The 12,314-nt window shown below is 71.8% G+C and carries 12 protein-coding genes; 7 read left to right on the forward strand and 5 right to left on the reverse strand.

Going from position 1 to position 12,314, the window contains the following annotated elements; genetic code table 11:
* Positions 1-89: 89 nt before the first annotated feature.
* Positions 90-1,943, reverse strand: coding sequence for a phosphatidylglycerol lysyltransferase domain-containing protein (locus tag ACIPUC_RS35855; protein ID WP_446594572.1), 1,854 nt, complete (start codon positions 1,941-1,943; stop codon positions 90-92).
* A 151-nt stretch (positions 1,944-2,094) separates the two neighbouring features.
* Here ACIPUC_RS35855 and ACIPUC_RS35860 point away from each other — a divergent pair, with 151 nt between their 5' ends.
* Entirely contained in the window at positions 2,095-3,204 is a 1,110-nt protein-coding gene (locus ACIPUC_RS35860; protein WP_446594573.1) for an alpha/beta hydrolase, read from the forward strand.
* Between the two features lie 78 nt (positions 3,205-3,282).
* Here ACIPUC_RS35860 and ACIPUC_RS35865 read toward each other — a convergent pair whose 3' ends face one another.
* Positions 3,283-4,245 (reverse strand): ABC transporter ATP-binding protein, encoded by a 963-nt coding sequence (locus ACIPUC_RS35865; protein WP_446594574.1) that lies wholly within the window; start codon positions 4,243-4,245, stop codon positions 3,283-3,285.
* Between the two features lie 143 nt (positions 4,246-4,388).
* Here ACIPUC_RS35865 and ACIPUC_RS35870 point away from each other — a divergent pair, with 143 nt between their 5' ends.
* The 4 genes from ACIPUC_RS35870 to ACIPUC_RS35885 all read left to right on the forward strand — a co-directional run bounded on the left by ACIPUC_RS35870 (position 4,389) and on the right by ACIPUC_RS35885 (position 7,882).
* Positions 4,389-5,102 (forward strand): ABC transporter permease, encoded by a 714-nt coding sequence (locus tag ACIPUC_RS35870; protein WP_446594575.1) that lies wholly within the window; start codon positions 4,389-4,391, stop codon positions 5,100-5,102.
* A gap of 4 nt (positions 5,103-5,106) precedes the next feature.
* A complete protein-coding gene (locus ACIPUC_RS35875) occupies positions 5,107-5,781 on the forward strand; it encodes an ABC transporter permease (protein ID WP_446594576.1) in 675 nt (224 codons plus the stop codon).
* A 41-nt stretch (positions 5,782-5,822) separates the two neighbouring features.
* Entirely contained in the window at positions 5,823-6,812 is a 990-nt protein-coding gene (locus ACIPUC_RS35880) for an ABC transporter substrate-binding protein (protein ID WP_446594577.1), read from the forward strand.
* Between the two features lie 98 nt (positions 6,813-6,910).
* Positions 6,911-7,882 carry a hypothetical protein gene (locus ACIPUC_RS35885; protein ID WP_446594578.1) on the forward strand — a complete coding sequence of 324 codons (972 nt, stop codon included), beginning with the start codon at positions 6,911-6,913 and terminating at the stop codon, positions 7,880-7,882.
* A 166-nt stretch (positions 7,883-8,048) separates the two neighbouring features.
* On the opposite strand, the gene ACIPUC_RS35890 is transcribed toward ACIPUC_RS35885, so the two are convergent.
* The 3 genes from ACIPUC_RS35890 to ACIPUC_RS35900 all read right to left on the reverse strand — a co-directional run bounded on the left by ACIPUC_RS35890 (position 8,049) and on the right by ACIPUC_RS35900 (position 10,360).
* Positions 8,049-8,264, reverse strand: a complete 216-nt coding sequence (locus ACIPUC_RS35890; protein ID WP_446594579.1) for a hypothetical protein — start codon at positions 8,262-8,264, stop codon at positions 8,049-8,051.
* A 29-nt stretch (positions 8,265-8,293) separates the two neighbouring features.
* Complete coding sequence (locus tag ACIPUC_RS35895; protein ID WP_446594580.1) at positions 8,294-9,139, reverse strand: arylamine N-acetyltransferase family protein; 846 nt, start codon at positions 9,137-9,139, stop codon at positions 8,294-8,296.
* A gap of 78 nt (positions 9,140-9,217) precedes the next feature.
* Complete coding sequence (locus ACIPUC_RS35900) at positions 9,218-10,360, reverse strand: NADH-quinone oxidoreductase subunit D (protein ID WP_446594581.1); 1,143 nt, start codon at positions 10,358-10,360, stop codon at positions 9,218-9,220.
* Between the two features lie 31 nt (positions 10,361-10,391).
* Here ACIPUC_RS35900 and ACIPUC_RS35905 point away from each other — a divergent pair, with 31 nt between their 5' ends.
* Positions 10,392-10,883 (forward strand): PH domain-containing protein, encoded by a 492-nt coding sequence (locus ACIPUC_RS35905; protein ID WP_446594582.1) that lies wholly within the window; start codon positions 10,392-10,394, stop codon positions 10,881-10,883.
* Entirely contained in the window at positions 10,880-12,265 is a 1,386-nt protein-coding gene (locus tag ACIPUC_RS35910) for a PH domain-containing protein (RefSeq protein ID WP_446594583.1), read from the forward strand. Before ACIPUC_RS35905 ends, ACIPUC_RS35910 begins: the two co-directional genes overlap by 4 nt.
* The last annotated feature ends 49 nt before the right edge of the window (positions 12,266-12,314 follow it).

The raw sequence follows: 12,314 nt of genomic DNA on the forward strand, positions 1-12,314 counted from the left end.
GCTTGTGGCGCGGGGTGGGCGTGGTGCCGGCGGGCGGGGGTGCGGGGGCCGCTGCGCGCAGCCGCTCCCCGCCCCGCCCGGGGAGGGGCTCAGGCCGCCTGGACCTCGCGTTCGGCCTGCGCCGGGACCTTGGCCGGCATCGGGGTGTGGGCGCACGTGCGGAGCGGCTTGGGGCGGCGGCGACTGGCGAACAGCCTCGGCAGCGCCAGCGTCACGAAGCCCTCGGCCTGCATCGCGGCGAAGCCGATGCGGGGCAGGTCGCGGGTGGTGCGGAAGACCACGAAGCGGGGCTCCCAGCGGGGGCGGAACTTCGCGTTGAACTTGTACAGCGACTCGATCTGGAACCAGCGGGACAGGAAGACCAGCAGGTTCCGCCACATCCGCAGCACCGGGCCGGCGCCGATCTTCTCGCCGCGGGCCAGGGCCGACCGGAACATCGCGAAGTTCAGGGAGACCTTCTCGATGCCGAGCGAGGGGGCGGCCTCCAGGGAGGCCACGATCAGCAGCTCGTTCATGCCGGGGTCGGCGGAGCGGTCGCGGCGCATCAGCTCCAGCGACATGCCGTCCTTGCCCCAGGGGACGAAGTGCTGGATCGCCTTGAGGTCGCCGAAGGGGCTGGTGTCGCCCTCCTCGACGCGGTGGGCGGTGGCGATGAAGCAGTCGCCGTCGCCCGGGTCGCCGACCCGGCCCAGGGCCATGGAGAACCCGCGCTCGGTGTCGGTGCCGCGCCAGGCCTCGGCGGCGCCGCGCACCTGCTCGAGCTCGGTCTCGGTGAGCTCGCTGACCCGGCGGACCTTGGTGGTGTAGCCGTTGCGCTCGATGCGCTTCACCATTTGGCGGACATTGCGCATGGCGCGGCCCGACAGGGAGAAGTCTTTGACATCGACAATCGCCTCGTCACCCAGCTCCAGCGCGTCCAGGCCGGTCTCGCGGGTCCAGACCTCGCCGCCGGTCTCGCTGCATCCCATGACGGCCGGGGTCCAGGAGTGGGCCTTGGCCTCCTCCATGAACCGCTCGATGGCGCCGGGCCAGGCCTCGACGTCGCCGATGGGGTCGCCGGAGGCGAGCATCACGCCGGAGACGACGCGGTAGGTGACGGCGGCCTTGCCGCTGGGGGAGAAGACGACGGCCTTGTCGCGGCGGAGCGCGAAGTGGCCGAGGGAGTCGCGGCCGCCGTGCTTGGCGAGCAGCCCGCGCAGCTTGTCCTCGTCGTCGGAGGTCAGCCGGGCGGTCGGGTGCTCGGGGCGGAAGGCCAGGTAGATGGTGGTGAGCGCGGTCAACATGCCGAGGGCGCCGAGGGAGTAGCCGACGGTCCAGGACACCCGGCCGGCGTAGGCGACGGGGCCCTCGAAGCCGAAGAGGCCTTGGACGACGTGCTTGAGCTGCTCGTACAGGCCGGGGTTGCCGACGACCTTGCCCGGGTGGACGTTGACGATGACCAGGCCGAGGCCGATGGAACCGGCGCTCATCAGAACGAAGTTCGCGAGCGCCTTCCAGCGGCTGCGCGGGTCCGGCAGGGCCTTGAACTCGCCCTGGTGGCGCAGGAGCAGGGCGAGGAGCACCGCCGCGATGATCACGCCGATGACCGAGTGCCGGTAGGTGAACTGGGCAGCGGCGCCCGCGGGGAGCAGCACCACGGCGGCCCGCCAGGCCCGGCGCTTGTGCCGCTTCAGGCCGTGGGCGAGCAGCAGGAGCAGTACGCCCGCGCTGATGGACAAGGCGGCGGCGAAGGGGCCCAGGGAGCCGGGCAGCACCTCGGTCACGGCGTGGATCCGGCTGTGCCGGAACCGCGGGAAGACGCCCGCCGCGATGTCCAGAAGGCCGACGATCATGACGGCCGAACCTACGAGGCCGGGCACGGTCTCCGGTCGTGGCCCGCGGAGGATTCGGCGGACCCGCTTCGGAACCTGTCCGGACTTATCGCCATCTATCCTGCTAGACATCGCTTCCCGTTGCTCCGCGAGAGATCATTTGGCCGAAGGCTGCGACAGCCTCCGGGTGTGGTGCGTCCATTAGGACGACAGCGACGGGGAGCGGGTTCACTCTTCCGTCGGAAATTTCCAGTCCTGCCATCAGAAAGTCGACTGACTGCTCATGGGTCTCACCAGTAATACGGTTCTGGCGCTGGCCGTCCTCGCCGGTGTGCTGCTCTTCGCCGCCACGGTCTGGCTCTGGCCGAAGCTCTCGGGCCGCACCTGGCGCGCGTTCGCCGGCCGGATCGGGCTCCTGCTGGCAACCCAGCTGGCGCTGTTCTCGGCTGTGGGTCTCGCAGCTAACAAGTCGTTCCTCTTCTACGGTTCCTGGGCCGACCTGTTCGGCCAGGAGACGTCCATGGGCAAGGTCGTCGACCACTCGATGAGCAGCAAGGACATCAAGGTCGTCGACAAGCAGAAGCTGGACGTGCCCGGCGGCGCCAAGCCTCCGGTCGGCGGACAGATCCTGAAGGTTGCCATATCCGGGCAGAAGTCGAAGATTACGAGCCCCGGCTACGTGTGGCTCCCGCCGGAGTACTTCCAGCCGCAGTACAAGGACGAGAACTTTCCGGCGTCCATCGTCCTGACCGGGTACCCGGGCACCGCCGAGAACCTGATCAAAGGGCTCGACTACCCGATGAAGGCCTTCAGCCTGTCCAAGGCGGGCAAGATGAAGCCGATGATCCTGGTCATGCTGCGGCCGACCGTCGCGCCTCCGCGTGACACCGAGTGCGTGGACATACCCGGCGGCCCGCAGACCGAGACCTTCTTCGGCGAGGACCTGCCGCAGGCCATCCAGGACACCTTCCGGGTGGGCAAGGAGCCCAAGAACATGGGCTTCATCGGCAATTCCACCGGCGGTTACTGCGCCCTGAAGATCGCCGCGCACTACCCGGAGACCTTCGGCGCCGCCGCGGGCCTGTCCGCGTACTACGACGCCCCCGACGACCCGACGACCGGCGACCTGTTCCACGGGGACGGCAAGCTGAAGCAGCGCGCCAACGTCCTGACCAGCATCCAGAACAAGAAGCCGAGCGGTACGTCCTTCCTCGTCACCAGCAGCGAGATCGGCGAACCGAACCTCGCCGACACCAAGAAGTTCGTCAAGCTGGTCAAGGACCCGGACCGGGTCTCCTCGATCATCCTCGACAGCGGCGGCCACAACTTCAACACGTGGCGCCGCGAGATCCCGCCGATGCTGGTGTGGATGAGCGGCCGCATCCAGGCCTGACGGCCGGGCGGCACGCCAACCACAGCAAGGAAGGGCCCGACCGCCGGGACTCAAGAGCGGTCGGGCCCTTCCGCGTTCTCACGCCTCTTGCAGCTGGGCCCGGCGCAGGGCCCGGTGCACACCCTCCGGGGTCAGTACGCCGACCAGTTCGCCCGAGTCCGGGTCCGTGACCCCGATCCGGCCCGAGTCCTCCTGGAGCAGGGCCGACAGCGCCTCGCGCAAGGTCGCCCCCAGCTCCACGGCTGCCGCCGGGGACTCGCCGTCCGCCGCCGCCAGGTCGGCCTTTCCGAGCGCGGTGACCGCGAGCCGCTTGAGCCCCCGGTCGGCGCCGACGAAGGAGGCCACGTAGTCGGTGGCCGGCGCGGCGAGCACCGCCGCCGGGCTGGCGAACTGCTCGATGGTGCCCGCCCCGTACACCGCGATGCGGTCGCCGAGCCGGATCGCCTCCTCCAGGTCGTGGGTGACCAGCAGGATCGTCTTGCGCACCGTCTTCTGCAGCGTCAGGAACTCGTTCTGCAGCCGCTCGCGCACCACCGGGTCCACCGCGCCGAACGGCTCGTCCATCAGCAGCACCGGCGGATCGGCGGCGAGCGCGCGGGCCACGCCGACGCGCTGGCGCTGCCCGCCCGACAGCTGCTCCGGGTACCGGCCCCCGTACACGGCCGGGTCCAGGCCCACCAGTTCGAGCAGCTCCGCCGCCCGTGCGCGGGCCTTGGCCTTGGGGGTGCCGATCAGCTGGGGCACGGTCGCCGTGTTCTCCAGCACCGTCTTGTGCGGGAAGAGCCCGACCTGCTGGATGACGTACCCGATCCGGCGGCGCAGTTCGACCGGGTCCGCGGCGGAGATGTCCTCGCCGCCGAGCAGGATCCGGCCGGAGGTCGGCTCGATGAGGCGGTTGACCATCTTCATCGTGGTCGTCTTGCCGCAGCCGGACGGTCCCACGAGCGTGACCAGCTCACCCTCCGCCACTTCGAAGGACAGGTCCTCGACGGCCGTCGTTCCGTCGGGGTAGCGCTTGGTCACATGCTCGAATCGGATCACATCGCCATCCTTCCCTACCCGCTCGCCCTGAATGGCGAAGGATTTATGAGCAGAGTGTTACGTCGCTGCCAAGGGTTCCGGCCATTGTCGGTGCGGGGGGTTAGGGTCGGCCTGGTACGCGCGTCGGTGACGGGGGGTGGGGAATGGCCGGGCGGAACTGCCTGGTGGCGAACGACTGGATCTGCTGGGAGTACGTCTCCTCGCGCTCCCAGGAACTCACCGACGCCACCCTCGAACACGTCTGGATCACCGGCGCGTCGGTCGTCATCGGCATCGCCGTTTCGCTGCCGCTCGCCCTGCTGGCCCGCCGCGGCCGGAGCTGGGCGGCGCCCGTGCTCGCCTTCACCACCCTGCTCTACACGATTCCCTCGCTCGCCATGTTCTCCCTGCTGCTGCCCGTGTTCGGGCTCTCGGCGGCGCTGGTGGTGACCGGCCTCGTGCTGTACTCGCTGACCATCCTGGTCCGCAACGTACTGGCCGGCCTGGAAGCCGTCCCCGAGGAGGTGCGGGAGGCCGCGCGCGGCATGGGCTACGGCCCCGGGCGGCTGCTGTGGCAGGTCGAACTGCCCCTGGCGCTGCCCGCGCTGCTCGCCGGGGTGCGGATCGCCACGGTCTCCACGGTCGCGCTGACCACGGTGGGCTCCATCGTCGGCAAGGGCGGTCTCGGCAATCTCATCGCCCCGGCCGTGAATAGCTCCTTCAAGGCCCAGGTGCTCACCGCCTCGGTGCTGTGCGTGCTGCTCGCGCTCGTGGCCGATCTGCTGCTGCTCGGCGTGCAGCGGCTGCTCACGCCGTGGACCCGTACCGCCCGTACCGCCCGCACCCCGCGTACCGCCCGCCTCGTGAAGGAGGCCTGAGGCGATGGGCGTCCTGGGAGAGGCCTGGGACTGGCTGGCCGACGGCGCCAACTGGGCCGGGGAGGGCGGCGTCTGGCACCGGCTGGGCGAGCACGTCTACGTCAGCGGGATCGCCCTGGCGATCGCCTGCGCGGTGGCCCTGCCCGTCGGGCTGTTCCTCGGCCACCTCGGCAAGGGCGGCGCCCTCGCGGTCAACATCTCCAACGCCGGCCGGGCCGTGCCCGTCTTCGCGGTGCTGGCGCTGTTCATGGTCTCCCCGCTGCGCAACGCCGGCTATCTGCCCACCATCGCCGCGCTCGTGCTGTTCGCCGTTCCGCCGCTGCTGACGAACGCGTACGTCGGCATGCGCGAGGTGGACCGGTCGGTGGTGGAGGCCGCCCGGGGCATGGGCATGTCCGGCGGCCAGCTCTTCTTCCGGGTGGAGCTGCCGCTCGCCCGGGGCCTGGTGATGACCGGCCTGCGCTCGGGCGCCGTCCAGGTCATCGCCACGGCCACGATCGCGGCGATGGTCGGCCAGGGCGGTCTCGGCCGGATCATCACCGCCGGATTCAACACGTACAACACCCCGCAAGTCGTCGCCGGCGCCCTGCTGGTGGCGGCGCTGGCCCTGCTGGTGGAAGGCGCCCTGGTAGCGGCGGACCGGCTGCTGCCGCGGCCGGCGGCCGGCGCGTCCCGCTGACCGGTCCGATCCCTTTACCCCGCTTCGAACGGAGTGTCTCCATGAGCAAGACCACGCGCGTCCTCGGTGCGTCCCTGGGCGGCCTCGCCCTGACGGTGTCGCTGTCTGCGTGCGGCGGCGACAGCCTGGAGAAGAGCAAGGACGGCGGCTCGGCCGCCTCCTCCGCGCCCTCCGCCGGGGGCGGCAAGGGCGCCCTGGTGATCGGTGCGGCCGGGTTCACCGAGTCCAACGTGCTGGCCGAGCTGTACGCGCAGGTCCTCAAGGACGCCGGCTACAGCACGTCGATCAAGACGGTCAACAACCGCGAGCTGTACGAACCGTCGCTGGAGAAGGGCGAGATCGACGTCGTCCCGGAGTACGCGGCCACGCTCGCGGAGTTCCTGAACGCCAAGGTGAACGGCCCCAAGGCGCCGGAGGAGAAGCCGGTCGCGTCGAGCGACGTCGCGGCCACCGTGGCGGCCCTGGAGAAGCTCGCGGCCCCGCTCGGCCTCAAGGCGCTGCCCGCGGGCGCGGCGGTCGACCAGAACGCCTTCGCGGTATCCGGGGAATTCGCCCGGAAGAACAACCTGAAGTCCCTTTCCGATCTTGGAAAGTCGGGGCTGAAGGTGAAGATCGCGGCGGGTGACGAATGCGCGGTCCGGCCCTTCTGCGCTCCCGGGTTGACGAAGACGTACGGAATCCAGGTTTCCGGTATTGACCCCAAGGGCGTCGGCACCCCGCAGGCCAAGCAGGCGGTGAAGGACGGCGCGGACCAGCTGGCGCTGACCACCACCACGGACGCCACGCTGGACAGCTACGGCCTGGTCCTGCTCGAGGACGACAAGAAGCTCCAGAACGCCGACAACGTGCTGCCCGTGGTCAACGCCAAGGACGCGGGCGCCCCCGAGGTCGCCGCCGCGCTCGACAAGCTGACCCAGGTGCTCACGACGGCCGACCTGGTCGACCTGAACCGCAAGGTGGACGCCGAGCGCGCCAAGCCGGCGGACGTGGCGAAGGCCTACCTGGAGTCCAAGGGCCTTCTCAAGAAGTAGCGGCTACCGGGTTGACGGAGAATTGTGGGTTGACTGCCCGGCAAGAGATTGCCGGGCGGGTACCCCACATGGCCTCTACGCCCTGTAAATTTCGGGCCATGCCCCGTGGACGCCACCGCAATCCCGAACCCCTGCACCGGCTGCTCACGCCGACGGCCATCGCCGGTGTGTCCCTCGCCAGTGCCGGCGCGGCCTGGCTGCTCGCGGAACCAGTGGCGCTGAGGCTGCTCGTGGCCCTCACGGCGACCGCCGGGGTCGCGGGCGCCATGGTGATGCGCGCCTGGGACCGTTCCGCGGGCCGCCGCGTCGCCGAGCTGGCGCGCGAGCGGGTCAAGGACGAGTGGAAGACGGACGAGCGGATAGCCGAGCTCGAATCCGACCTCGAAGAGGCCCGGATGCTGCGCGCCAAGCTGGACGCCAAGCTGCGCGCCAAGCGCGTCGAACTGGCCGGGCTGCGCGGCGAGCACGCCTCGCTGCTGCGGCGCTACGCGACCGCCGAGACCGAGCGCGCCAGCGCCCTGGAGGGCCGCCGGCTGCTGGCCATCGAGGCCACGGCAGGCCCGGCCGCGGCTCCCAAGGAGCTCACGACGGGCTCCGAGGAGCGCACCGCGGCGGGCGCGCCCACCGCGGTCGGCTACGCCCGGGCCCATGCGGCGATGAGCGCGCTGGCCCGCAGGACACAGACCCGGGCGCTGCCCGCGGCCGCGCCCGCCCCCGCGGCCTCGGTTCCGGCCCGCCGGCCGGCCGCGGCGGTGGCCCCGTACGCGGCACAGCGGCGGCCCGCCTCCCGCGCCGAGGGCGGCTTCGACTTCTTCGGCACCCAGAACGCCGCCCAGGCCCGCGCGGCCATCGAGGCGGTCCAGAACGAGGACCTGGCCGACGTGGTCGGCGCGGAGGCCCTCGCGGTCCACGAGGCGGAGACGGCGCGCACCCTGGCCGCCGAACCGGCGACGCCGGACGGGGCGCCGGCGGTGGACGAGGCTCCGGCGGCGGGCCAGGTCATCGACCTGACGGCCCACGACGAGACCGAGCCGATCGACGTGGCCCGGCTGCGCACCGCGATCTCCTAGCGGAACAGCGGCCAGACGGGTCAGACCAGGTCAGGCCGGTTCAGGCCGGTTCAGGGAAACGCCAGGACGAGCACCACGGCCACGGCCTCCAACATGCGGCCATCGTGTCCCGCGGCGGCCGTACGCAGATCCGCGCGGGTACTCGGCTCCCCGCGGGCATCCGTACTCAGAACAGCGGCAACTGCCCCGGAAGCGGCCCGAGGACGAATCCGTCCAGGGTCGGCGCCGAGGCGCCGAGCACCACCCGGGCCCGGGAGCCCGGGCAGGAGACCAGGTCGGCGCGGCCGCGCCCGTCGGGCGGATCGTGGCGGGCGATCCGGCCTCCGGTGACGGCGCAGTCGCGGCCGCAGGCAGGGCAGGCTCGGCGGGGAGAGTGCGACATGCCTCCAAGTCTGCCCTGCCGCACCGACATCAGCCCTGCTGGGCGGCCAGCCATGCCTCGTGGGCCTGGCACACCCGGTCCCACAGGACCGTCCGGTCCGCCGGCGTCAGGTCGTCCAGCTCCCGCCCGAAGACGGTGGAGAGGGCCTCGTAGAACTCCTCCCGGGTGGTCAGCTCCCGGTCGCTCGGCCCCTTGGCCGGGTCGATCCGGGTCAGGATGCGCCCGCGCATCACGTCGATGGACTCGGCGTCCCGGCGCAGCAGGGCCAGGGTGCGCACGAAGGAGGAGTCCTCGGCGGTGGACAGCCTCAGGTGCTCGGCCTCGAACTCGTCCATGCCGGCCGCCGCGGACCGGAAGTTCATCCGGGGGAAGGGGCTGCCCGGGTTGTGGTAGCTCCAGCCCTCCAGCGGCCCGGTCAGCGGTTCCAGCCGGTACGAGAAGCCGCCCTGCTCGTAGGCGCCCTCGCGCAGCGGCAGCGGCTCGTGGGGGCCGTCGCCGAGCCCCACGTCGACGAAGTAGGCGTGGCCGTCGACGCGCACGGTCAGCGCGAGGTGGTTGCCGTTGACGTCCTGCGCCGCGTCGGTCTCCTCGTAGACGCCGCCCACGTGCCGGGTGACGTCGTAGCCGAGGTGGTCCAGCAGCGCGGCGAAGCCCCCGTTGAGGTGGAAGCAGTAGCCGCCGCGTCCGGCGGCGAACCGGCGCGCCGACAGCTCGGGGCCGATGCCGGGCGGCCGGCCGAGCTGGATGTCGACGTTCTCGTAGGGGACGCGCTCCAGATGGGTCCGCTGGAGGGCGAAGAGGCCTTCGGTGGAGGGTGCGCCGGGATCGGGCATGCCCAGTCGTCGCAGGTACGCGTCGAATATGCCAGAAGTCATGTGATCACCCTATGAGCCACATGACCGGAACTCCACGCCAAATGGACTGTGCGCCGCGCTACTTGCCGCTACTTGTCCCTACTTGTCGATGTCCCCGACCACGAAGAACAGCGAGCCCAGGATGGCCACCATGTCCGCGACCAGCGTCCCCGGCAGGAGGACGGCCAGCGCCTGGATGTTGTTGTACGAGGCGCTGCGCAGCTTCAGCCGGTACGGGGTCTTCTCGCCCTTGGAGACGAGGTAGTAGCCGTTGATGCCGAGGGGGTTCTCGGTCCAGGCGTACGTGTGGCCCTCGGGGGCCTTCAGGACCTTGGGCAGGCGCTGGTTGACCGGCCCCGGAGGGAGCGCGTCCATCCGGTCCAGGCAGGCCACGGCGAGGTCGAGCGCGTTGTGGGTCTGGTCCAGCAGGACCTCGAAGCGGGCCAGGCAGTCGCCCTCGGTGCGGGTGACCACCTTGAGGACGTCCTGGAGCTCGCCGTACGCGAGGTACGGCTCGTCGCGGCGCAGGTCGAAGTCGACGCCGGAGGCGCGGGCGATGGGGCCGGAGACCCCGTACGCGTGCACCGCCTCGGCCGAAAGGACGCCGACCCCGCGCGTGCGGCCGCGGAAGATCTCGTTCCCGTGGACCAGCCTGTCGTAGACGTCCATGCGGGTGCGGACGTCGGCGATGGCCTCGCGGGCCCGGCCGAGCCAGCCGGCCGGGAGGTCCTCCTTGAGTCCGCCGACACGGTTGAACATGTAGTGCATGCGGCCGCCGGAGATCTCCTCCATGACGGCCTGGAGCTCCTCGCGCTCGCGGAACGCGTGGAAGATCGGGGTGATTCCGCCCAGTTCGAGCGGGTACGAGCCGAGGAACATCAGGTGGTTCAGCACCCGGTTCAGCTCGGCGAGCAGCGTCCGCATCCACACGGCCCGCTCGGGGACCTCCATGCCGAGCATCCGCTCGACGGCCATGACCACGCCGAGCTCGTTCGAGAAAGCGGACAGCCAGTCGTGGCGGTTCGCGAGCATCACGATCTGCCGGTAGTCGCGGGCTTCGAACAGCTTCTCGGCGCCGCGGTGCATATAGCCGACCACCGGCTCGGCGCTGACGATCCGCTCGCCGTCCAGGACGAGGCGCAGGCGCAGCACGCCGTGCGTGGAAGGGTGCTGGGGGCCGATGTTGAGCACCATGTCGGTGCTCTCCGCCGCTCCGCCGATGCCGACCGTGGTCTCCGTCATGCGGGCATTGTCTCAGCCCTACGCTTGAGGAATGGAAATGGGGACAACGGGTGAGACGGCGGGACCCGTGTGGGTGGGGCTGCCGGGCGGGCTGCTCAGGCTGCGCAGGATGCTGCTGGTGGTCTGGACGCTGGTGCCGGCCGTGGCGACCGGCGTCGTGACGGGCCTGGTCCTCGGCCCCGCCTGGGCCCTGCTGGGGGTCTTCTGGCTGCTCGTCCTGGCCTGGGGGTGGGTGATGCTCGGCCGGAACTGGCGGTCCTGGCGGTACGCCGAGCGCGCGGACGACCTGCTGATCAGCCGGGGCGTGCTGTGGCGGGAGCAGACCGTGGTCCCGTACGGGCGGATGCAGCTGGTCGAGGTGGCCTCGGGCCCCCTGGAGCGGCGCTTCGGGCTGGCCTCCGTACAGCTGCACACGGCCGCGGCGGCGACGGACGCCAAGATCCCGGGCCTGGTGCCGGCCGAGGCGGAGCGGCTGCGCGACCGGCTCACCGAGCTCGGCCAGGCAAGGTCGGCGGGCCTGTGACCTCCGGTCCGGTGGGCGGCGACCCCGTGACCCCCGACGCGGTCACCCTCGACCCGGCGGCCCCCGACGCGGCGGGTGGCGCCCGGCCCGCCGCGGGCGAGCGGCGGCTGCATCCCCTCACCCCGCTGCGCCGGGCGTGGGTGCCGATCGCGGCGACCCTCGGCGTGGTCGTCCAGCAGGGCGACAAGGCGCAGGCGTGGATAGCGGACCAGCCCGCCGCGCTGCGGATCCTGGCGCTGGCCGCCCTGGTCCTCGTCTTCGGCCTGTACGGCTTCCTGAGCTGGTGGGTCACGTACTACTCCGTGACCGACACGGAGCTGCGCATCCGCACCGGACTGCTGTTCCGGCGCACCGCGCACATCCGGCTCGACCGGATCCAGGCCGTGGACGTCACCCGCCCGCTGCTGGCCCGCCTCGCCGGGGTCGCCAAGCTCCGCCTCGACGTCATCGGCACCGAGGACAAGGACGAGCTGGCCTTCCTCTCCGAGAAGCAGGCCGTGGCCCTGCGCGCCGAGCTGCTGGCCCGGGCGGCCGGCTTCGCCCCCGAGGAGGCGGTACGCCTGGGCGAGGCTCCCGAACGGGAGCTGCTGCGCGTGCGCCCGCGCGACCTCGCCGTCTCACTGCTGCTGAGCCTCGGGGTCTGGGCGGCGCTGGCCGGCGGGCTGACCGCGCCGGTCGCCGTGTGGTGGTTCAGCTCCAGCCCGTGGGCGGCCGTCGTCACCCTGCTCCCGCTGCTCGGCGCGGTCTGGGCGGGCAGCGCGGGCCGCTTCCTCGCCGAGTACGACTGGCGGGTCGCCGAGTCCCCGGACGGGCTGCGCCTGGACCACGGTCTGCTGGACCGGGCCCACGAGACCGTGCCGCCGGGGCGCGTGCAGACCGTACGGATCGTGGAGCCGCTGCTCTGGCGGCGGCGCGACTGGGTCCGGGTGGAGCTGGCCGTGGCCGGTTCCAAGAACGAGGTCCTGGTCCCCGTGGCCTCGCGGGCCGCCGCGCACGCCGTGATCGCCCGGGTGCTGCCGGGGGTGGACCTGGCGGCCCTGTCCTTCACCGGCTCCCCGGGGGCCGGTTCGCGCTGGGTGGTGCCGGTGTGGTGGAAGGGCTACGCCCTGGCCGTCTCCCCGGACGTGTTCGCCGCCCGGCACGGCCGCCTGTGCCGCCGTACGGAGGTCGTCCCGCACGCCAAGGTGCAGAGCGTCCGGCTCACCCAGGGCCCCTGGGCGCGGGCCCGCGGCGTGGCCGACGTGCACGTGGACACCGGCGCGAACGGCACGGTGACCGCCCGGCTGCGGGCGGCCGCCGAGGCCGCCGAGCTGCTGCGCGCCCAGGCGGCGCGCTCCCGCACCTCCCGTGCGTCGGCCCGCCCGGACCGCTGGATGACGTAGGGCCGGCCGGGGGGTTGCGTACGGCACAGGGGGTAACTGTGCGATTACA

The sequence above is a fragment of the Streptomyces sp. LARHCF249 genome (assembly GCF_052871255.1).